The following is a 20,875-nucleotide window of genomic DNA, read 5'->3' as shown; positions in this document are numbered from 1 at the left end:
GCACGGAAGCGGGCACGGAAGCGGGCACCGAAGCGGGCACCGAAGCGGTGGCGGGTGAAGCGGCGGGCGGCGAATCGGCGAGCGGCGCATCGGCAGGCAGCGAAGCGGCGGATGGTGCGGATGCCGGTTGCGCACCGGCGAGCGGCGCGTACGGGAACGCGGCCGCGACGGCTGCGCAGACGGCGAGGCGACGAACGACACGCAGGGGAGGCATCATCGGGACCGCACGTTCGGACGGGTAGCGAGAGGTTTGGCCGGTGCCGGGATGCGACCGGCAAGCGAAGGGGCAGGGCGGTGACGATTGTAGCCGACACCCGCGCGGCGCCGGCCGAGCCGGCCGCGCGCCGTACCGCGGTGGCCCGCACATAAAAAAAACCGGCCCAGACGGGCCGGCTTTTTCGAAGCCGAAACGGCGTGGCGCTTAAACCTGCGCGCCGGCGTTCGGATCGTCCGGATCGTGCGCGGTCTTCTTGTCCTTGATCAGGTCTTCGCGCTTGATGCCGAGCCACATCGCGAGCGAGCCGGCGACGAACACCGACGAGTAGATGCCGAACATGATGCCGACCGTCAGCGCGAGCGCGAAGTAGTGCAGCGTCGGGCCGCCGAAGAAGAACATCGACAGCACCATCATTTCCGTCGACGTGTGCGTGATGATCGTGCGCGACATCGTGGTCGTGATCGCGTGGTTGATCACTTCCTGCACGTTCATCTTGCGTTCGCGGCGGAACGTTTCGCGGATCCGGTCGAAGATGACGACCGACTCGTTGACCGAGTAGCCGAGCACCGCGAGGATCGCCGCGAGCACCGCCAGCGAGAACTCCCACTGGAAGAACGCGAAGAAGCCGAGAATGATCACGACGTCGTGCAGGTTGGCGATGATGCCGGCCACCGCGTACTTCCATTCGAAGCGGAACGACAGGTAGATCACGATGCCGATCACGACGCACGCGAGCGCGAGCAGACCGTCGGTCGCGAGCTCGCGGCCGACCTGCGGGCCGACGAACTCGACGCGCTGCAGCGTCACGTCCGGGCTCTGCGCCTTCAGCGCGTTCATCACCTGGTCGCTCTGCTGTGCGGACGTGAGTCCCTGCTTCAGCTGCAGGCGGATCAGCACGTTGCGCGACGTGCCGAAGTTCTGCACTTGCGCGTCGGTGTAGCCGAGCTTGCCGAGCGTGTCGCGCACGGGTTCGAGCTGCGCGGCCTGCTGGTACTGGACCTCGATCACCGTGCCGCCGGTGAATTCGACGGACAGGTGCAGCCCGCGGTGGAACAGGAAGAACACGGCGGCGAGGAACGTGACCAGCGAGATCACGTTGAACACCAGCGCGTGCCGCATGAACGGAATGTCTTTACGGATGCGGAAAAATTCCATGGCTTCGTCTCCGGGGCCTTATTGGGTCGAGCCCGGTTTCTTCGGCGACACGCCTTGCTGCGCACGGTTGCGCAGTTGCGGCTTGCCGGCGCGCGGTGCGTTGCCCTTCGCCGGTGCGGCGAGCTTCGCGGCGCGCGCGGTATCGGTCGATTCGTCGGCCGCGGCGAACGATGCGCCGGCCGCGGCGCCTTCCGGCTTCCACACCTGGCCGATCGCGAGCGACTTCAGCTTCTTGCGGCCGCCGTACCAGAGGTTGACGATCCCGCGCGAGAAGAACACCGCGGAGAACATCGACGTCAGGATGCCGAGGCAGTGCACGATCGCGAACGCGCGGACCGGGCCCGAGCCGAATGCGAGCAGCGCGAGGCCGGCGATCAGCGTCGTGACGTTCGAGTCGAGAATCGTCGCCCACGCATGGGCGTAGCCGGCCTGGATCGCGAGCTGCGGCGGCTGGCCGGCGCGCAGTTCTTCACGCACGCGCTCATTGATCAGCACGTTCGAGTCGATCGCCATGCCGAGCGCGAGCGCGATTGCCGCGATGCCCGGCAGCGTCAGCGTCGCCTGCATCAGCGACAGCACGGCGACGAGCAGCAGCAGGTTCACCGACAGGCCGATCACCGACACCACGCCGAACAGCATGTAGTACGCGACCATGAACACGGCGATCGCGCAGAAGCCCCAGATCACCGAGTGGACGCCCATCTTGATGTTGTCGGCGCCGAGGCTCGGGCCGATGGTGCGTTCCTCGATGATGTCCATCGGAGCCGCGAGCGAACCGGCGCGCAGCAGCAGCGCGAGGTCGGCCGCGGCCTGCGGCGTCGGCTGGCCCGTGATCTGGAAGCGGTCGCCGAGTTCGGACTGGATCGTCGCGACCGTCAGCACTTCGCCCTTGCCCTTCTCGAACAGCACCATCGCCATCGGCTTGCCGATGTTCTCGCGCGACACCGTGCGCACCGCGCGGCCGCCCGCCGAATCGAGGCGGATGTTGACCGACGGACGCTGGTGTTCGTCGAAGCCGGCCGATGCGTCGATGATGCGGTCGCCGGTGAAGATCACGTCCTTCTTCAGCAGCACGGGCGCCTGGATGCCCTGCGTGAACAGCTCCTCGCCCGGCGGCACGGGGTCGTTCGGGTTCGGGTGCGTGTTGATCGGGTCGGCAAGGCGCGCCTCGAGCGTCGCGGTGCGGCCGATGATGTCCTTCGCCTTCGCGGTGTCCTGCACGCCCGGCAGTTCGACGACGATGCGGTCGCTGCCTTGCTGCTGCAGGATCGGCTCGGACACGCCGAGTTCGTTCACGCGGTTGTGGAGCGTCGTCAGGTTCTGCTTGAGCGCGGCGTCCTCGACGGACTTCTGCACGGCCGGCGTGAAGGTGCCGACGACTTGCGTGCCGCCGCCGCCGGGCTGCGTCGCCCATTGCAGTTCGGTGACCGAAGCGGCGAGCACCTTGCGGGCGTCTTCCGCCGTCTGCGCGTCGCTGAAGTTGACGACGACGGATTGATCGACGCGGCTCACGCCGCCGTCGCGGATGTTCTTGTCGCGCAGCAGCGTGCGCGCGTCGGACGCGTCGGAGTCGAGCTTCTTCGTGAGCGCGCCCGTCATGTCGACCTGGAGCAGGAAGTGCACACCGCCGCGCAGGTCGAGGCCGAGATACATCGGCAGCGCGTGCAGTGCGGTCAGCCAGCGCGGCGACGCGCTTTGCAGGTTCAGTGCGACGACGTACTGCGGATCGTTCGGATCGGCGTTCAGCGACTTCTGCAGCAGGTCCTTGACGCGCAGCTGCGTATCGGTGTCCTTCAGGCGCACGCGGATGTTCGCGTTGGTCGCCGTGTTCTCGAAGGTGACGTCGTCCGGCGTGATCTGCGCGGACGCGAGCGCCGATTCGACCTGGGTCAGCGTGGTCGAGTCGAGCTTGACCGTGGCCTTGCCGCTCGACACCTGCACCGCCGGCGCTTCGCCGAAGAAGTTGGGCAATGTGTACAGAAGGCCGATGGCGAGCGCCACGACCATCACGACATATTTCCAGAGTGGATAACGATTCATGAGGGGGCCGAACGGGTGGTTGGCGTGAAAGCGTCGCGTCCGGCGCCGCGGCGGCCCGCTCTCTCAGGCGGGCACGGCGCGGGGAGCCGGACGCTCGGTGAAAGCCTTACAGCGACTTGATCGTGCCCTTCGGCAGAATGGTCGTGACGGCAGCCTTCTGCACGGTGATTTCGGTGCCTTCGGCGATTTCGACGCCGATGTAGCCTTCGGTGACCTTCGTCACCTTGCCGACGAGGCCGCCGCTCGTGACGACTTCGTCGCCCTTCGCCATGGCCGCGAGCATGTTGCGGTGTTCCTTCTGGCGCTTCATCTGCGGACGGATCATGATGAAGTACAGCACCGCGAACATCAGGATGAGCGGCAGGAAGCTCATCAGGCTCGATTCGGCACCACCGGCACCTTGCGCGAAGGCATTGGAAATGAACGGCACGTTGGTCTCTCCGTAGGGGAAGATCGAAAAATAAGCCGGTTATTCTACCACCGGCCCCATGCGCAAACGGCTCGGCAAATGCGCTTTCGGATCAAGCTGTTAAAGCGCGAACCGATACCGTTGCGGCTTGTGTGGAAAGGCAATTGTAATGTTTGATGGCCCGCTCCGGTGGTTGGACCGGGTTTTTTAGTGCGTGTCCCATTGGATATGGCTTTCTTTCAGGTCATGTCCTATGGGGCGGGCCGCCCGCCGGACAGTCAGTCGACTCCTCTCGCGCGATCCTCCGCGAAGCGCTGCCGGAATGCGTCGAACGTATGCGTTTCGATCGCGTCGCGGATCTCGCTCATCAGCTGCAGGTAGTAGTGCAGGTTGTGGATCGTGTTGAGCTGCGCGCCGAGGATTTCGCCGACCCGGTGCAGGTGATGCAGGTAGCCGCGCGAGAAGTTCCGGCACGTGTAGCACGTGCAGGTCGCGTCGAGCGGCTTCAGCGAGTTCTTGTGCGTCGCGTTGCGGATCTTCACGTCGCCGAAGCGCGTGAACAGCCAGCCGTTGCGCGCGTTGCGGGTCGGCATCACGCAGTCGAACATGTCGATGCCGTTCGCGACGCCCTCGACCAGGTCCTCCGGCGTGCCGACGCCCATCAGGTAGTGCGGCTTGTTGGCCGGCAGCTTCGGGCCCACGTGCTGCAACACGCGCATCATGTCTTCCTTCGGCTCGCCGACGGACAGCCCGCCGATCGCGAGGCCGTGGAAGCCGAGTTCCGCGAGGCCGGCGAGCGATTCGTCGCGCAGGTCCTCGAACATTCCGCCCTGGACGATCCCGAACAGCGCATTCGGGTTGCCGAGCCGGTCGAATTCGTCGAGCGAGCGCTTCGCCCAGCGCAGCGACATGCGCATCGAGTCGGCCGCTTCCTGGTGCGTCGTCGGCATGCCGTTGGTCGCGTACGGCGTGCATTCGTCGAACTGCATCACGATGTCGGAGTTCAGCACCTTCTGGATCTGCATCGACACTTCCGGCGACAGGAACAGCTTGTCGCCGTTGATCGGCGACGCGAACGTGACGCCGTCCTCGGTGATCTTGCGCAGGTCGCCGAGCGAGAACACCTGGAAGCCGCCCGAGTCGGTCAGGATCGGCTTGTTCCAGCCCATGAAGCCGTGCAGGCCGCCGTGCGCGTCGATCGTGTCGAGGCCCGGGCGCAGCCACAGGTGGAACGTGTTGCCGAGGATGATCTGGGCCTTGATCTCGTGCAGCTCGCGCGGCTGGATCGCCTTCACGGTGCCGTACGTGCCGACCGGCATGAAGATCGGCGTTTCGACCGTGCCGTGGTTGAGCTTCACGCGGCCGCGGCGCGCGTGGCCGTCGGTTGTCAGCAGTTCGAATTCGAGCCCGTTCGCCGGGCGGTCCTGCACGGGGGCGTGCGTGTCGTGGCTCGCGTGCGTATCGTGCGTATCGTGGGATGAACCTTCGGTCATCGTGAGTGCTCCTTGCTACCGGAAGACAGTCCGGCGCATGTTGGAAACGCCGCCGAAAGGCCGGCGGCGGTGAAAGAAACGGGGCGCGCCGGCGTGGCGCACGCAGCCGGCAAGCAGCGAATGCGGCGCGTGCCGGCGAGCATGCCCGCGCGCGCCTACGCGCCCGGCGCCTCCGGCGTGTCGCGTCGCGTGAGCAGCATCGCGTCGCCGTAGCTGAAGAAGCGGTAGCGTTCGGCGATCGCGTGCCGGTAAGCGGCGCGGATCGTCTCGACGCCCGCGAACGCGGACACCAGCATCAGCAGCGTCGATTTCGGCAGGTGAAAGTTCGTGACGAGCCGGTCGACCACGCGGAAACGGTAGCCGGGCGTGATGAAGATGTCGGTTTCGGCCTGGGTCGCCGCGAGCGGGCGGCCCGCTTCGTCGGCCGAGCGCGCGGCGGCTTCGAGCGCGCGCATCGACGTCGTGCCGACCGCGATCACGTTGCCGCCGCGCGCGCGGGTCGCGGCGATCCTGTCGACGAGCGACTGCGGCAGGTCGTACCACTCGCTGTGCATCTTGTGCTCGGCGATGTTGTCGACGCGCACCGGCTGGAACGTGCCGGCGCCGACGTGCAGCGTCAGCGTCGCGCGCTCGACGCCCATCGCGTCGAGCTTGTCGAGCAGCGGCTGGTCGAAGTGCAGCCCGGCCGTCGGCGCCGCGACCGCGCCCGGATTGCTCGCGTAGACGGTCTGGTAGCGCGTTTCGTCGGTCGCGTCGGGATCGTGCTCGATATACGGCGGCAGCGGCAGGCGGCCGTACTGCTCGATCAGTTCGAGGCACGGCGCGGGGAAGTGCAGCGTGAAGAACGGCTCGACGCGCTCGCCGACCGTCACGTCGAACGCATCGGCCAGACGCAGCGTCGTGCCGGCGCCCGGCGACTTGCTCGCGCGGATCTGCGCGAGCGCCGTGTGCGTGCCCGTCACGCGCTCGATCAGCACCTCGATCTTGCCGCCGCTGGCCTTCTGGCCGAAGAAACGCGCCTTCAGCACCTTGGTATCGTTGAACACGAGCAGGTCGCCGGGCGCGATGCACGACGGCAGCTCGGCGAAACGGCGGTCGACGAGGCGTGCGGGCTCGACGCCGCGCTCGACCTCGAGCAGGCGGCTCGCGGTGCGATCGGGCAGCGCGGTTTGTGCAATCAGCTCGGGCGGCAGATTGAAATCGAAATCGGAAAGCGTGAACATGCGGGCTGGTTCGAAGCGGCCGGCGGGCGTCGCCGGCAGGGCGGAAACGCGTAATCGGGGCGCGCGAGCCGCTATGATGACGGGATGCGCGGCCTGGCCGGCGTCGTTCGTTCGGACGACGTGAAAGCCGCTATTGTACTTGCCTTGCGAAGCACCCAGACGATCCGATGCCTGTGTCACCACGCCGTTCCCCCGCTGCCGTCGCCGATTCCGCCGATCCGTTCGACGCGGACGATGCCGCCTCGTCCGCGCCGTCCGCATCGGGCTCCGGCGCGCGCCGCGCCGGCCCGAAGCGCGGCGCCGACGGGCGGCTCGCGCAGCCCGCGGCCGCCGCGCCCGAGGCCGACGGCGCCGCCGGCGACGAAGCAGGGGCGGCCGGCACGAAACGCAAGAAGAAGCCGGCCGCCGACAAACCGGTGAAAACCGCCGACAAGCTGGCGAAGCTCGGCCTCACGCGCTCGATCGATCTCGTGCTGCATCTGCCGATGCGCTACGAGGACGAAACCACGCTCACGCCGATCGGCGAGCTGCTTCCGGGCGGCATCGCGCAGACCGAAGGCGTCGTGTTCGACAACGAGGTCGCGTTCCGGCCGCGCCGCCAGCTCGTCGTGAAGATCCAGGACGACGACGGCGAGCAGCTCGTGCTGCGGTTCCTGAATTTCTACGGGTCGCAGGTCAAGCAGATGGCCGTCGGCCAGCGGCTGCGCGTGCGCGGCGACGTGCGCGGCGGCTTCTTCGGGATGGAGATGGTGCATCCGGCGGTGCGCGTCGTCGAAGCGGACGCGCCGCTGCCGCAGGTGCTCACGCCCGTCTATCCGAGCACGGCCGGCGTGTCGCAGGCGTATCTGCGCAAGGCGATCGAGAACGCGGTCGAGCGCACGCCGCTGCCCGAGCTGCTGCCGCCTGAAATCGAGCGCGATTACCTGAAGCCGCTCGGCGTGCCGACGCTCGCGCAGGCCGTGCGCATCCTGCACCATCCGGGTGTCGATTCCGACGAAGCCGCGCTGATGGACGGCTCGCATCCGGCGTGGACGCGCATCAAGTTCGAGGAATTGCTCGCGCAGCAGCTGTCGCTCAAGCGTGCGCACGAGGAGCGCCGCACGCGCGCGGCGCCCGCAATGCCGCGCCGCACCGCGACCGATGTCGGCGCGCTGACGACCCGGTTCTACGCGGCGCTGCCGTTTACGCTGACGGGCGCGCAGGCGCGCGTCGTCGACGAGATCGCGCACGACCTCACGCTCGCGCACCCGATGCAGCGCCTGCTGCAGGGCGACGTCGGCAGCGGCAAGACGGTCGTCGCGGCGCTGGCCGCCACGCAGGCGATCGACGCCGGCTACCAGGCCGCGTTGATGGCCCCGACCGAAATCCTCGCGGAGCAACATGCGCGCAAGCTGCGCGCATGGCTGGAGCCGCTCGGCGTCACGGTCGCGTGGCTCGCGGGCAGCCTGAAGGCGAAGGAGAAACGCGCGGCGGTCGAGGCGGCCGCGCTCGGCACCGCGCAGCTCGTGATCGGCACGCACGCGATCATCCAGGATACGGTCGAATTCGCGCGGCTCGGCCTCGTGATCGTCGACGAGCAGCACCGCTTCGGCGTCGAGCAGCGTCTCGCGCTACGCGCGAAGGCCGCGAATGCCGCCAACGGCGCGCGCGACTTTCAGCCGCACCAATTGATGATGTCGGCCACGCCGATTCCGCGCACGCTCGCGATGACGTACTACGCGGACCTCGAGGTGTCGGCGATCGACGAGCTGCCGCCCGGCCGCACGCCCGTGCTGACGCGCCTCGTCGGCGACGCGCGGCGCGAAGAGGTGATCGCCCGCGTGCGCGAGGCCGCGCTGACCGGGCGCCAGGTGTACTGGGTGTGCCCGCTGATCGAGGAGAGCGAGACGCTCCAGCTGCAGACGGCCGTCGAAACCTACGAGACGCTGGCCGCGGCGCTCCCCGAGTTGAAGGTCGGCCTCGTGCACGGCCGCCTGGCGCCGGCCGACAAGGCGGCCGTGATGGAAGCGTTCACGCGCAACGAAGTGCAGTTGCTGGTCGCGACGACCGTGATCGAGGTGGGCGTCGACGTGCCGAACGCCTCGCTGATGGTGATCGAGCACGCGGAACGGTTCGGCCTGGCCCAGCTGCACCAGTTGCGCGGCCGCGTCGGGCGCGGCACCGCGGCGTCGGTGTGCGTGCTGCTGTACACCGGGCCGCTGTCGATCACCGGCCGCGAGCGGCTGAAGACGATGCGCGAGACGACCGACGGTTTCGAGATCGCGCGGCGCGACCTCGAAATCCGCGGCCCCGGCGAATTCCTCGGCGCGCGCCAGTCGGGCGCGGCGATGCTGCGCTTTGCCAACCTCGAGACCGACGGCTGGCTGATCGATCCTGCCCGCGAGGCCGCGGCGCGGCTGATTGCCGCGTATCCGGACGTCGTCACGCAGCACCTCGCGCGCTGGCTCGGCGCGCGCGAGCAGTACCTGAAGGCCTGATCGGCCGGCCTGGGGCCGGATCGAAAACCGCCACTCGACGCATCGCGATGCAGAGAAACTTGGCGAACCTGGGCCAGAGGGTGTATAAATTAAACCTATCGCCTGTATATCTCTGATTGACCCACAATGACCCTGACTGAATTGAAGTACATCGTCGCGGTCGCGCGCGAACGGCATTTCGGGCGCGCGGCCGAAGCGTGCTTCGTGAGCCAGCCGACGCTGTCGGTGGCGATCAAGAAGCTGGAAGACGAGCTCAACGTGCAGATTTTCGAGCGCGGCGCGAGCGAAGTGAGCGTGACGCCGATCGGCGACCAGATCGTCACCCAGGCGCAGCGCGTGCTCGAGCAGACGTTCGCGATCAAGGAGATCGCGAAGCAGGGCAAGGACCCGCTCGTCGGCCCGTTCCGCCTCGGCGTGATCTACACGATCGGGCCGTATCTGCTGCCGACGCTCGTCAAGCAAATGATCCAGCGTGTCCCGCAGATGCCGCTGATGCTGCAGGAGAACTACACGCTGAAGCTGCTCGAACTGCTGAAACAGGGCGAGATCGATGCCGCGATCATGGCGCTGCCGTTCCCCGAAACCGGCCTGATGGTGCGGCCGCTGTACGACGAGCCGTTCGTCGTCGCGCTGCCGGCCGGCCATCCGTGGGAGAAGCGCGAGGAAATCGACGCCGAGGATCTGAAGCAGGAAACCATGCTGCTGCTCGGCAACGGCCACTGCTTCCGCGATCACGTGCTCGGCGTGTGTCCGGAACTGATGCGCTTCTCGCAGACGGCCGACGGCATCCAGAAGACGTTCGAGGGCTCGTCGCTCGAAACCATTCGCCACATGGTCGCGAGCGGCGTCGGCATCACCGTGCTGCCGCGGATGTCGGTCGCCGAGGTCGGCCCGCGCGCGAACGGCCCCGATGCCGAGCTGCTGTCGTACGTGCCGTTCAACGAACCGGTGCCCGACCGCCGCGTGGTGCTGGTGTGGCGCAAGAGCTTCACGCGGATGCCGGCGATCGACGCGATCAGCGACGCGATTACCGCGTGCGAGCTGCCGGGCGTCGCGAAGCTCGACATGCCGGCCATGATGAACTGACGCACCGGCGCATGCGGGTGTGGCAGCGTGATGAACGGGGTCGTGCGACCCCGTTTATTTTTGCCTATCGCATAGATGAAATTTATCAAATTCAAATAATTGATAGATATAGATAGAATCCTCTACATGGATCGGTGTCATAGCCGACGTGCGACATGCACGTTGAATGCAAGCGTCAAAGGAGGATGTCATGATGCGGTCGGTATTGCAGCACGCGCAGCGGAACATCCCGTCGCGCGACACGGTCGTACATCGCGCCAGGGCGGCGGTTCGCGGCCTGCGTCCGATTGCGTTCGCGTATCTGGCGGACCGTGCGTATGGCGGATGAGTGCCGCCGCACGCCGGTCCTGTGTTCCCCCGATTCACCTGCCGTCGAGCCATGAGGGAGCATCGCATGCCCGATACCCGAAAGACCGCCCGCCTCGCCGGTACGACGACTGCCGGCAGCCGCTTCCTCGAGCGCCCCGCCTGCGGCGCGTGGCAACGGGAACGCGTGCCGAAGGCGGCGTACGACATCCCGTAGTACGACAGGAGTACCCGCCTGTTCCGTTTCATCCCCCCGCAATGCTCCACGAACCGCGCCCGGCACGTGGGGGCCTACGAGCAAGTCAAGGAGAAAAAAGCATGTCGAACGAAACGAAATGCCCGTTCAACCACACCGCAGGCAGCGGCACGACGAACAAGGACTGGTGGCCGAATCAGCTGAACCTCAACGTCCTGCATCGGCATTCGGCGCTGTCCGATCCGATGGACCCGGATTTCGACTACGCCGAGGCGTTCAAGAAGCTGGATCTCGCCGCGGTGAAGCAGGACCTGCACGCGCTGATGACGACGTCGCACGACTGGTGGCCGGCCGACTTCGGCCACTACGGCGGCCTGTTCGTGCGCATGGCGTGGCATAGCGCCGGCACGTACCGCACGGCCGACGGTCGCGGCGGCGCGGGCGGCGGGCAGCAGCGCTTCGCGCCGCTCAACAGCTGGCCGGACAACGTGAGCCTCGACAAGGCGCGCCGGCTGCTGTGGCCGATCAAGCAGAAGTACGGCCGCAACATCTCGTGGGCCGACCTGCTGATCCTGACCGGCAACGTCGCGCTCGAATCGATGGGCTTCAAGACGTTCGGCTATGCCGGCGGCCGCGTCGACACGTGGGAACCGGACGACGTCTACTGGGGCTCGGAAAAGATCTGGCTGGAACTGAGCGGCGGCCCGAACAGCCGCTACACGGGCAAGCGCGAGCTCGAAAGCCCGCTCGCCGCGGTGCAGATGGGCCTGATCTACGTGAACCCGGAAGGCCCGGACGGCAACCCCGACCCGGTCGCCGCCGCGCACGACATCCGCGAGACGTTCGCGCGGATGGCGATGAACGACGAGGAAACGGTCGCGCTGATCGCGGGCGGCCACACGTTCGGCAAGACGCACGGCGCCGGCCCGGCCACCAACGTCGGTCCCGAGCCGGAAGCCGCGGGCCTCGAGCAGCAGGGCCTCGGCTGGAAGAGCACGTTCGGCACGGGCAAGGGCAAGGACACGATCACGAGCGGCCTCGAAGTCACGTGGACGTCGACCCCGACGAAGTGGAGCAACGACTTCTTCAAGCACCTGTTCAGCTACGAGTGGGAGCTCACGAAGAGCCCGGCCGGCGCGCACCAGTGGGTCGCGAAGGATGCCGGCGAGGTGATTCCGGACGCATACGACGCGTCGAAGAAGCATCGTCCGACGATGCTGACGACCGACCTGTCGCTGCGTTTCGACCCGGCCTACGAAAAGATCTCGCGCCGCTTCTACGAGAATCCGGCCGAATTCGCCGACGCGTTCGCACGCGCGTGGTTCAAGCTCACGCACCGCGACATGGGCCCGCGTGCCCGTTATCTCGGCCCGGACGTGCCGGCGGAACACCTGCTGTGGCAGGACCCGATCCCGGCCGTCGATCACCCGTTGATCGACGCCGCCGACGTCGCCGCGCTGAAGGCGAAGGTGCTGGCGACCGGCCTGTCGGTGTCGCAGCTCGTGTCGACCGCCTGGGCGTCGGCGGCGACGTTCCGCGGCTCGGACAAGCGCGGCGGCGCGAACGGTGCGCGCATCCGCCTCGCGCCGCAGAAGGACTGGGAAGTGAACCGCCCGGCCGAACTCGCGGCGGTGCTCGAAACGCTCGAAGGCGTGCGGAAGGCGTTCAACGATGCGCAGACGGGCGGCAAGAAGGTGTCGCTGGCCGATCTGATCGTGCTGGCCGGCGCGGCCGGCGTCGAGCAGGCCGCGAAGAGCGCGGGTGTCGCGGTCACCGTGCCGTTCGCCCCGGGCCGGATGGATGCGTCGCAGGAAGAAACCGACGTCGACGCGATGGCCGTGCTCGAGCCGCTCGCCGACGGTTTCCGCAACTTCCTGAAGCACGCGTACAAGACGCCGGCCGAGGCGCTGCTGGTCGACAAGGCCCAGCTGCTGACGCTGAGCGCACCGGAGATGACGGTGCTCGTCGGCGGCCTGCGCGTGCTCGGTGCGAATGCCGGCGATGCGAAGCATGGCGTGTTCACCGATCGTCCGGAAACGCTGACGAACGACTTCTTCGTGAACCTGCTCGACATGGGCACGGAATGGAAGCCGGCGTCGGCCGCGAACGACGTGTTCGAAGGGCGCGATCGCGCGACGGGCGAGCTCAAGTGGACGGGCACGCGCGTCGACCTGATCTTCGGTTCGCATGCGCAACTGCGTGCGCTGGCCGAGGTGTACGGCAGCGCGGACGCGAAGGAGAAGTTCGCGCGCGATTTCGTCGCGGCCTGGAACAAGGTGATGAACCTCGACCGCTTCGACCTCGCGTGAACGCGGCCGCATCCTGACGCGGTGATGCAGTAATGCAGTAACGTGAAACGGCCGGTCCGACGACCGGCCGTTTCTTCCCTGAACGATGTCTTGTCAAAGGAGTGACGACCATGACACAAATGATGCTCGACATGCGCGCCGCCGCGTCGCCCATTCTGCGATCGCCGGTGGAGCTGGCGCGCTACGTCGTCGGCTTCGCGATCGTCGTCGGCGGGGCGGCAGAGCTGGTTTCGCAGGCGCTGCACGCGCTCGCGCCGGTCGTGTCGGCCGCCGGCGGTTGAGGGCGAGGGCGGCAACGGATTCGCGACGCTAGACTGGCGAGTCGCGAACGGATGCCGCGCGACGCGGCATGCGGATTGCCCGATGCATTTTCGCCGGTTCAACATTTCGAATGAGGAGTCCCGAAGATGGCCAAGAAAGGCAACGCCACGCAGATCAACATCGGTATCAGCGACAAGGACCGCAAGAACATCGCGGACGGCCTGTCGCGCCTGCTCGCCGATACGTTCTCGCTGTACCTGAAGACCCACAATTTCCACTGGAACGTGACCGGACCGATGTTCAACACGCTGCACCTGATGTTCGAGGAGCAGTACAACGAACTATGGCTCGCGGTCGATTCCGTCGCCGAGCGTATTCGTACGCTGGGCGTCGTCGCGCCCGGCACGTTCGGCGAATTCGCGAAACTGTCGTCGGTGCCGGAAGCGAAGGGTGTGCCGGCCGCCGAGGAGATGATCCGCCAGCTCGTCGAAGGGCACGAGACGGTCGTGCGCACCGCGCGCGAAATCTTCCCGATCGCCGACGCGGCGAGCGACGAGCCGACCGCCGACCTGCTGACCCAGCGCCTGCAGACGCATGAAAAGACCGCATGGATGCTGCGGTCGCTGCTCGCGTAAGCCCGGCGCCGCGGGGGGCGTCAGGCCGGCCCCCTGTGGGCCGGCTTCGACTCTGTCCCTGGATCGATGCCCGCCGCCGCGCGCCCGCGCGTAGCGGGCCGCGGCGGCCAGCCGGGCCGCCGCGACCGCCGGCCGCGGGTCGCGCCGACATGACGCGAAGCACCGCTCGGCTCTAAAATGCCGGGATTCCCTTCCCGGTGCTTCGCCATGCTTGCCCGCTTTCCCCTGTATCTGCGGCTCGTCCGGATGGACAAGCCGATCGGCAGCCTGCTGCTGCTGTGGCCGACGCTCAACGCGCTGTGGATCGCGTCGGACGGCCATCCGCGCTGGCCGCTGCTCGTGATCTTCACGCTCGGCACGCTGCTGATGCGCTCGGCCGGCTGCGCGATGAACGACTACGCCGACCGCGATTTCGACCGCCACGTGAAGCGCACGGCCGACCGGCCGCTGACGTCGGGCAAGATCCGGGCGTGGGAGGCCGTCGCGATCGCGGTCGGGCTGTCGTTCATCGCGTTCCTGCTGATCCTGCCGCTCAATACGCTGACGAAGGAATTGTCGGTCGTCGCGCTGTTCGTCGCCGGCTCCTATCCGTTCATGAAGCGCTTCTTCGCGATTCCGCAGGCGTATCTCGGCATCGCGTTCGGCTTCGGCATCCCGATGGCGTTCGCGGCCGTGCAGGACACGGTGCCGGTGCTTGCGTGGGTGATGCTGGTCGCGAACATCTTCTGGTCGGTCGCGTACGACACCGAATATGCGATGGTCGATCGCGACGATGACATCAAGATCGGCATCCGTACGTCCGCGCTGACGTTCGGCCGTTTCGACGTCGCGGCCGTGATGGCGTGCTACGCGGTGACGCTCGGCATCTACGTGTGGATCGGCGTGACGCTCGGCTTCGGCCTCGCGTACTGGGCCGGCTGGGCGGCGGCGGTCGGCTGCGCGCTGTATCACTACACGCTGATCAAGGATCGCGAACGGATGCCCTGCTTCGCGGCGTTCCGCCACAACAACTGGCTCGGCGGCGTGCTGTTCGCGGGCATCGCCGCGCATTACCTGCTGGCCGGCAGCTGAACGACACACCGGCGTACCGCACGTTCGTGCGCGCGGCGCCAACGAAAAAGCGACCCGACGGTCGCTTTTTTTACGTCCGGCGCCGGCCAGACCGGCGCTGCTGTCGTGCTTACGCGCCGCCGAGCTCGTCGCCCATTTCCTTCGCGCGCGCTTCGGCCGCGAGTGCGCCGCGCACGATCGCTTCCTTCACGCCCTGCGCGTCGAACGCCGCGAGCGCGGCGGCCGTCGTGCCGCCCTTCGACGTCACGCGTTCGCGCAGCACGCCAGCCGGTTCGCCCGATTGCGCGGCGAGTTGCGCGGCGCCCGTGAACGTCGCGACCGCGAGCGCGCGGCCCTGCTCGTCGTTCATGCCGAGACGGCGCGCGGCTTCCTGCAGCGCTTCGATGAAATAGAACACGTACGCGGGGCCGCTGCCCGAAATCGCCGTGACCGCGTCGAGCTGCGATTCGTCGTCGAACCAGACGATCTCGCCGACCGCGCCGAGCACGCTCGACGCGAGTTCGCGGCCTGCCGCGTTGACGCCCGGCAGCGCGGCCAGGCCGGTCACGCCCATGCCGACCAGCGCGGGCGTGTTCGGCATCGTGCGCACGACGCGCGCGTAGCCGCCCAGCCAGCGGGCGAGATCCGTGCCGCGGATGCCGGCCGCGATGCTGATCACGAGCTGCGACTTCAGGTGCGGCGCGAGCGCCTGCGCGACGTCCTTCAGCACCTGCGGCTTCACCGCGAGCACGATCGCGTCGTAATCGACGAGCGTTGCGTCGACGGCCGCGCCGGTGCGCACGCCGAATTGCTGCGCGGCGCGCGCGCGGACGTCTTCGTTGATGTCGATGGCATACAGGCCGTCCGCGGCGACGCCGCGCTTGATCAGGCCGCCGATCAGGGCCGCGGCCATGTTGCCGCCGCCGATGAATGCGATTTTCATGATGTCGGGAATGAGCGAGTGAGTGAACGGAATGGCGGAAAGGAGCGCGGCGTTCAGCGCGAGTAATCGCGCGCGCCGAAGATCGCGGTGCCGACGCGCACGATCGTGGCGCCTTCGAGCACGGCCGCCTCGAGATCGGCGGACATGCCCATCGACAGCGTGTCGAGCGGCAGGCCGTCGGTGCGCAACGCGTCGAACAACGCGCGCAGCGCGCGATGCGGCGCACGCTGCGCGTCGGTGTCGCCGGCCGGTTCGGGAATCGCCATCAGGCCGCGCAGCCGCAGCGACGGCAGCGCGGCGACCGCACGCGCGACCTCGGCCACGTCGGCCGGCGCGACGCCGCTCTTCGACGTCTCGCCGCTGATGTTCACCTGCACGCACACGTTGAGCGGCGGCAGGTGCGCGGGGCGCTGTTCCGACAGGCGCTGGGCGATCTTCAGCCGGTCGACCGAATGGACCCAGTCGAAGCGCTCGGCGACGGGGCGCGTCTTGTTCGATTGCAGCGGCCCGATGAAATGCCATTCGAGGCGCGCGCGCAGGTCGGCGAGCGCGTCGATCTTGTCGATCGATTCCTGCACGTAGTTCTCGCCGAAGGCGCGCTGGCCGGCCGCATACGCGGCGCGCACGTCGTCGGCCGGAAACGTCTTCGACACGGCGAGCAGCGATACGGTGGCGGGATCGCGGCCGGCCGCGCGGGCGGCGTCGGCGATGCGGCGATGAACGGAGTCGAGACGGGCGGCGAGATCGGACATGGCGGGCACGGAAGCAGCACGGAAGCGGGTATGAAGCCGATGCGCCGCGATCCGCGGCGCACCGATCCGCTCATTATACGGACGCCGCGCGGCCGATCACCGCCTCATGCTCGTCGCGAATACGTCGAGTATTCGCTTCGTCGCCATCCTTGCGCTCGGTCCTTCCGCGGGCCGGCGCAAGCCCGTGATTAGCGGGAAGAGGCGCTAGCCGTACAGCAAATGCTCGACGAGCTGGACCCAGTGGACGACCGGCACCTGCGTGCCGCTTTGCAGGTGCGCGATGCAGCCGATGTTGCCGGATACGATCATCTGCGGTTCGAGCGCCTGCAGCTTCAGCAGCTTCTGCTTGCGCAACCGGTACGACAGCGACGGCTGCGTCAGCGAGTAGGTGCCGGCCGAGCCGCAGCACAGATGGCTGTCGGCCGGCAGCCGCACGTCGATGCCGAGCGTCTCGAGCAGGCGCTCGACCTTGCCGCGCGACTGCTGCCCGTGCTGCAGCGTGCACGGCGGGTGGTACGCGACCGTATGGATCGCGCGGCGCCGGGCGATCGTCGCGAGTTCGGCCTCGAACGCGAGCAGCACGTCGGAGATGTCGCGCGTCATCGACACGATGCGCTGCGCTTTCTCCGCGTAGGCCGGATCGTCGCGCAGCAGGTGCGCGTATTCGAGCACCGTCGCGCCGCAGCCCGACGCATTCATCACGATCGCCTCGGCGCCCTGTTCGACGTGGGGCCACCACGCGTCGATGTTGCGGCGCGCGTCGTCGAGCGCTTCGTCGTGATAGTTCAGGTGCAGGCGGATCGCGCCGCAGCAGCCCGCGTCGGGCGAGACGACCGTCTCGATGCCGAGCGCGTCGAGCACGCGCGCAGTCGCGATGTTGATGTTCGGCAGCATCGACGGCTGCACGCAGCCGCCGAGCATCAGCATCTTGCGCGTATGCGTGCGGTGCGGCCATTCGAGCAGCCGCGTGCGCGGCGGCACCTTGTCGCGCAGCCGCTTCGGCAGCAGCGGCCGCACGTGCTGGCCGAGCCGCATCACCGGCGAGAACAGCGCGGCGTTCGGCACGACGCTCGCGAGCACGCGGCGCATGAGCCGCTGCTGCGCGGGGCGCTCCACCTGCGCCTCCACGTGCTTGCGGCCGATTTCGACGAGCCGGCCGTACTGGACGCCGGACGGGCAGGTCGTCTCGCAGCTGCGGCAGGTGAGGCAGCGGTCGAGATGCTGTTGCGTGCTGCGCGTGACGGGTGCGCCCTCGACCATCTGCTTGATCAGGTAGATGCGCCCGCGCGGGCCGTCGAGTTCGTCGCCGAGCAGCTGATAGGTCGGGCAGGTCGCGGTGCAGAACCCGCAGTGCACGCACTTGCGCAGGATCGCGTCGGCCTCGTCGCCGTCGGGCGTATTGCGGATGAAATCGGCGAGGTTCGTTTGCATCTCAGAGATCCGGGTAGAGCCGGCCGCGATTGAAGATGCGCGCGGGATCGAACGCGCTCTTCAGCCCGCGGTGGATCTTCATCATCGGCGCGGGCAGCGGCGTGAACACGCCCGCGCTGCGGTCGTAGGTGTCGCCCGCGCGGAACAGCGTCGCATGGCCGCCTGCCTGCTTCGCGCTCATGCGCACGGTTTGCGCGTCGGCGTCGGTGATCCACCAGCGCTGCGCGCCGCCCCATTCCATCAACTGGGTGCCGGGCAGGTGCATCGGTTCGGTGATCGACGGCAGCGACAGGCGCCACAGCGCGTAGCCGGGCGGGATGCCGTTGAAGAACGGATCGGTATGCTCGCGCAGGCCGGACCAGAAGCGCTCGGCCTCGACCGCGTCGACGACTTCGCCGCCGAGCAGCGTTTTCGCGGATTTCACGGCGGCTTCCGCGCCCGACAGGCGCAGCACGAGCGTGCCGTTGCGCCACGCGCTCGCGCTGACCGGCAGCGGATGGCCGCCCCATTCGTTGAGCTTGCGCACCGCGTCGGTCGCGGTCATCTCGAACTTCAGCGTGACTTCGGCGACCGGCATCGGCAGCACCTTGATCGACAGGTCGAGCATCAGCCCGAGCGTGCCGAGCGCGCCGGCCATCAGCCGCGACACGTCGTAGCCGGCGACGTTCTTCACGACCTGGCCGCCGAAGCGCAGCTTTTCGCCGCGACCGTTCATCAGCGTCGTGCCGAGCACGAAATCGCGCGGTGCGCCGCAGGCGGCGCGGCGCGGGCCCGCGAGGCCGGCCGCGACGCAGCCGCCGACGGTGGCCGAACGGCCGAAGTGCGGCGGCTCGAACGGCAGCATCTGGCCGCACTCGGCGAGGACGGTTTCAAGCTGCGCGAGCGGCGTGCCCGCGCGGACCGTGACGACGAGTTCGGCCGGGTCGTACGACACGACGCCCTGAAACGCGCGCGTGTCGAGTATTTCGCCCTCGAGCGCCTGGCCGTACCAGTCCTTGGTGCCGCCGCCGCGAATCCGCAGCGGCCGGCCGTCGGCACTGGCGGCGCGGATGCGCTCGGCCCATCCGGCGACGATGTCGTCCTCTTCCATGTTCTGTTGCTTTCTCGTCTCGTTGTCCGGTCGATTGTACCGGGGTGGCGCGATTGCACATCGCGACTATCCCTAAGCCCCGTCTCGCATCCGGCCTGCCCGGGCCGGCACGCGAACGTGCCGCGCGGGCACGGCGGCCCCCCGCACCGCGGCCGGCGGTGCGGGCCGCGACCCGCGCACGCCGCTCAGAAGCGCGGCAGATCGGGGTGCGGCAGCAGCCCGCCGCGCACGTGCTGGCGCCCGTATTCGGCGCAGCGCGCGCGGGTCGGGATGCCCTTGTCCGGGTTCAGCAGTCCGGCCGGATCGAATGCGCGCTTGACCGCGAAGAACGCATCGCGCTCCTGCGGCGAGAACTGCACGCACATCGAATTGAGTTTTTCGATACCGACACCGTGCTCGCCCGTCACGCTGCCGCCGAATTCCACGCAGCATTCGAGGATTTCCGCGCCGAACTGCTCGGCGCGGTGCAGCTCGTCCGGATCGTTCGCGTTGTACAGGATCAGCGGATGCATGTTGCCGTCGCCCGCATGGAACACGTTGATGCAGCGCAGCCCGTAGCGCGTTTCGAGCTGCTCGATGCGCGCGAGCAGCGGGCCGATCGCGCGGCGCGGCACGGTGCCGTCCATGCAGTAGTAATCGGCGGAAATGCGGCCGGCGGCCGGGAACGCGTTCTTGCGGCCGGACCAGAAGCGCAGCCGCTCGCTTTCGTTGCGCGACACCTGGATGCGCGTCGCGCCGTGTTCCCGCAGGACAGCCGTCATCCGCACGATTTCCTCGGCGACTTCTTCGGGCGTGCCGTCCGATTCGCACAGCAGGATCGCCTTCGCATCGAGGTCGTAGCCCGCGTGCGTGAATGCCTCGACGGCTTGCGTGGCCGGCTTGTCCATCATCTCGAGCCCGGCCGGGATGATGCCCGACGCGATGATCGCCGCGACGGCCTCGCCGCCCTTGACGACGTCGTCGAAACTCGCCATCACGAGCTGCGCGGTCTGCGGCTTCGGGATCAGTCGCACCGTGACCTCGGTGACGATCGCGAACATCCCTTCGCTGCCGATCATCACGGCGAGCAGGTCGAGGCCCGGCATGTCGAGCGCGAGCGAGCCGAATTCGACGATCTCGCCGTCGATCGTCACCGCGCGCACGCGCATCACGTTGTGCACGGTCAGCCCGTATTTCAGGCAGTGCACGCCGCCGGAATTTTCCGCGACGTTGCCGCCGATCGTGCAGGCGATCTGCGACGACGGATCGGGCGCGTAATACAGGCCGTACGGCGCGGCCGCTTCCGAGATCGCGAGATTGCGCACGCCGGGCTGCACGGTCGCCGTGCGCGCGTACGGGTCGACTTCGACGATGCGCGTGAAGCGCGCGAGCGACAGCACGACGCCGAGCGCCATCGGTAGCGCGCCGCCCGACAGGCTGGTGCCGGCGCCGCGCGGCACGATCGGCACTTCCATGCGGCGGCAGATCTGCACGACCCGCTGCACCTGCGACTCCGTCTCGGGCAATGCGACCGCGAGCGGTAGCCGGCGGTACGCGGACAGGCCGTCGCATTCGTACGGCGCCGTGTCCTCGTCGCGGTACAGCAGGCAGTGCGTCGGCAGCACGGCCATCAGCGCCTGCACGACTTCGCGCTGACGCTGCGCGCGTGCGGCGCTCGACAGTTCGACGGGAGCGTTCATGAGGTCTATATGAACGCGTCCCGTTTGCAACAGTTTTCTCGTGTTTCGACGGACAGGATGGGCTGCAGCTCTATATCCGGCCTTGATGCAGCTGGTGCAGCCGCTGCGGGCCCCTATGAAATT

At 68.0% G+C, this 20,875-nt stretch carries 17 protein-coding genes and 1 pseudogene; 7 read left to right on the top strand and 11 right to left on the bottom strand.

The features are described from left to right. From C4B30_RS36010 to queA, 6 genes and pseudogenes are all read right to left on the bottom strand, one after another. Positions 1 to 217, bottom strand: a pseudogene (locus tag C4B30_RS36010) (DUF2242 domain-containing protein); the annotation flags it as partial. A gap of 204 nt (positions 218 to 421) precedes the next feature. Continuing rightward, positions 422 to 1,372: a protein translocase subunit SecF gene (secF, locus tag C4B30_RS34195; protein WP_027783595.1), complete on the bottom strand. Its 951-nt coding sequence runs from the start codon at positions 1,370 to 1,372 to the stop codon at positions 422 to 424. Positions 1,373 to 1,390: 18 nt separating this feature from the next. Then, entirely contained in the window at positions 1,391 to 3,412 is a 2,022-nt protein-coding gene (gene secD / locus C4B30_RS34190) for a protein translocase subunit SecD (RefSeq protein WP_105133641.1), read from the bottom strand. A gap of 106 nt (positions 3,413 to 3,518) precedes the next feature. Beyond that, on the bottom strand, positions 3,519 to 3,842 hold the full coding sequence (gene yajC / locus C4B30_RS34185) for a preprotein translocase subunit YajC (RefSeq protein ID WP_006476868.1): 324 nt from the start codon (positions 3,840 to 3,842) through the stop codon (positions 3,519 to 3,521). A gap of 257 nt (positions 3,843 to 4,099) precedes the next feature. Further along, positions 4,100 to 5,314 carry a tRNA guanosine(34) transglycosylase Tgt gene (gene tgt / locus C4B30_RS34180; protein WP_105133640.1) on the bottom strand — a complete coding sequence of 405 codons (1,215 nt, stop codon included), beginning with the start codon at positions 5,312 to 5,314 and terminating at the stop codon, positions 4,100 to 4,102. 155 nt (positions 5,315 to 5,469) lie between these two features. After that, a complete protein-coding gene (gene queA, locus C4B30_RS34175; RefSeq protein ID WP_089499653.1) occupies positions 5,470 to 6,537 on the bottom strand; it encodes a tRNA preQ1(34) S-adenosylmethionine ribosyltransferase-isomerase QueA in 1,068 nt (355 codons plus the stop codon). Between the two features lie 167 nt (positions 6,538 to 6,704). On the opposite strand from queA, the gene recG reads away from it, so the two are divergent. The 7 genes from recG (at position 6,705) to ubiA (ending at position 14,878) form a co-directional block, all read left to right on the top strand. Continuing rightward, entirely contained in the window at positions 6,705 to 9,014 is a 2,310-nt protein-coding gene (gene recG / locus C4B30_RS34170; protein ID WP_105133639.1) for an ATP-dependent DNA helicase RecG, read from the top strand. 126 nt (positions 9,015 to 9,140) lie between these two features. Further along, positions 9,141 to 10,100: a hydrogen peroxide-inducible genes activator gene (locus C4B30_RS34165; RefSeq protein ID WP_027783600.1), complete on the top strand. Its 960-nt coding sequence runs from the start codon at positions 9,141 to 9,143 to the stop codon at positions 10,098 to 10,100. 394 nt (positions 10,101 to 10,494) lie between these two features. After that, positions 10,495 to 10,623, top strand: coding sequence for a hypothetical protein (locus C4B30_RS36165; RefSeq protein ID WP_267896674.1), 129 nt, complete (start codon positions 10,495 to 10,497; stop codon positions 10,621 to 10,623). A 101-nt stretch (positions 10,624 to 10,724) separates the two neighbouring features. Beyond that, complete coding sequence (gene katG, locus C4B30_RS34160) at positions 10,725 to 12,911, top strand: catalase/peroxidase HPI (RefSeq protein ID WP_105133638.1); 2,187 nt, start codon at positions 10,725 to 10,727, stop codon at positions 12,909 to 12,911. 110 nt (positions 12,912 to 13,021) lie between these two features. Then, on the top strand, positions 13,022 to 13,192 hold the full coding sequence (locus tag C4B30_RS35750) for a hypothetical protein (RefSeq protein WP_175888603.1): 171 nt from the start codon (positions 13,022 to 13,024) through the stop codon (positions 13,190 to 13,192). Between the two features lie 126 nt (positions 13,193 to 13,318). Further along, complete coding sequence (gene dpsA, locus C4B30_RS34155; RefSeq protein WP_006476862.1) at positions 13,319 to 13,807, top strand: non-specific DNA-binding protein DpsA; 489 nt, start codon at positions 13,319 to 13,321, stop codon at positions 13,805 to 13,807. Between the two features lie 207 nt (positions 13,808 to 14,014). Further along, a complete protein-coding gene (gene ubiA / locus C4B30_RS34150; protein WP_105133637.1) occupies positions 14,015 to 14,878 on the top strand; it encodes a 4-hydroxybenzoate octaprenyltransferase in 864 nt (287 codons plus the stop codon). Between the two features lie 109 nt (positions 14,879 to 14,987). On the opposite strand, the gene proC is transcribed toward ubiA, so the two are convergent. From proC to C4B30_RS34125, 5 genes are all read right to left on the bottom strand, one after another. Continuing rightward, positions 14,988 to 15,800 (bottom strand): pyrroline-5-carboxylate reductase, encoded by an 813-nt coding sequence (proC, locus tag C4B30_RS34145; RefSeq protein ID WP_105133636.1) that lies wholly within the window; start codon positions 15,798 to 15,800, stop codon positions 14,988 to 14,990. 53 nt (positions 15,801 to 15,853) lie between these two features. Beyond that, positions 15,854 to 16,552 (bottom strand): YggS family pyridoxal phosphate-dependent enzyme, encoded by a 699-nt coding sequence (locus C4B30_RS34140; protein WP_105133635.1) that lies wholly within the window; start codon positions 16,550 to 16,552, stop codon positions 15,854 to 15,856. 204 nt (positions 16,553 to 16,756) lie between these two features. Next, positions 16,757 to 17,983, bottom strand: coding sequence for a glycolate oxidase subunit GlcF (gene glcF, locus C4B30_RS34135; protein WP_027783605.1), 1,227 nt, complete (start codon positions 17,981 to 17,983; stop codon positions 16,757 to 16,759). 1 nt (position 17,984) lies between these two features. After that, positions 17,985 to 19,073: a glycolate oxidase subunit GlcE gene (glcE, locus tag C4B30_RS34130; protein ID WP_105133634.1), complete on the bottom strand. Its 1,089-nt coding sequence runs from the start codon at positions 19,071 to 19,073 to the stop codon at positions 17,985 to 17,987. A 185-nt stretch (positions 19,074 to 19,258) separates the two neighbouring features. Next, a complete protein-coding gene (locus tag C4B30_RS34125; protein ID WP_027783607.1) occupies positions 19,259 to 20,752 on the bottom strand; it encodes an FAD-linked oxidase C-terminal domain-containing protein in 1,494 nt (497 codons plus the stop codon). Positions 20,753 to 20,875 lie beyond the last annotated feature (123 nt).

The sequence above is a fragment of the Burkholderia sp. BE12 genome (genome assembly GCF_002959955.1).
Classification (GTDB): domain Bacteria; phylum Pseudomonadota; class Gammaproteobacteria; order Burkholderiales; family Burkholderiaceae; genus Burkholderia.
This window is presented reverse-complemented; position numbering and strand designations above follow the sequence as displayed.

Coding starts and splice junctions, on each gene's coding strand:
- proC (WP_105133636.1), bottom strand. CDS start 15,800: ATGAAAATCGCATTCATCGGCGGCGGCAACATGGCCGCGGCCCTGATC.
- C4B30_RS34165 (WP_027783600.1), top strand. CDS start 9,141: ATGACCCTGACTGAATTGAAGTACATCGTCGCGGTCGCGCGCGAACGG.
- queA (WP_089499653.1), bottom strand. CDS start 6,537: ATGTTCACGCTTTCCGATTTCGATTTCAATCTGCCGCCCGAGCTGATT.
- ubiA (WP_105133637.1), top strand. CDS start 14,015: ATGCTTGCCCGCTTTCCCCTGTATCTGCGGCTCGTCCGGATGGACAAG.
- secD (WP_105133641.1), bottom strand. CDS start 3,412: ATGAATCGTTATCCACTCTGGAAATATGTCGTGATGGTCGTGGCGCTC.
- C4B30_RS34140 (WP_105133635.1), bottom strand. CDS start 16,552: ATGTCCGATCTCGCCGCCCGTCTCGACTCCGTTCATCGCCGCATCGCC.
- glcE (WP_105133634.1), bottom strand. CDS start 19,073: ATGGAAGAGGACGACATCGTCGCCGGATGGGCCGAGCGCATCCGCGCC.
- katG (WP_105133638.1), top strand. CDS start 10,725: ATGTCGAACGAAACGAAATGCCCGTTCAACCACACCGCAGGCAGCGGC.
- C4B30_RS36165 (WP_267896674.1), top strand. CDS start 10,495: ATGCCCGATACCCGAAAGACCGCCCGCCTCGCCGGTACGACGACTGCC.
- C4B30_RS34125 (WP_027783607.1), bottom strand. CDS start 20,752: ATGAACGCTCCCGTCGAACTGTCGAGCGCCGCACGCGCGCAGCGTCAG.
- tgt (WP_105133640.1), bottom strand. CDS start 5,314: ATGACCGAAGGTTCATCCCACGATACGCACGATACGCACGCGAGCCAC.
- C4B30_RS35750 (WP_175888603.1), top strand. CDS start 13,022: ATGACACAAATGATGCTCGACATGCGCGCCGCCGCGTCGCCCATTCTG.
- secF (WP_027783595.1), bottom strand. CDS start 1,372: ATGGAATTTTTCCGCATCCGTAAAGACATTCCGTTCATGCGGCACGCG.
- recG (WP_105133639.1), top strand. CDS start 6,705: ATGCCTGTGTCACCACGCCGTTCCCCCGCTGCCGTCGCCGATTCCGCC.
- glcF (WP_027783605.1), bottom strand. CDS start 17,983: ATGCAAACGAACCTCGCCGATTTCATCCGCAATACGCCCGACGGCGAC.
- dpsA (WP_006476862.1), top strand. CDS start 13,319: ATGGCCAAGAAAGGCAACGCCACGCAGATCAACATCGGTATCAGCGAC.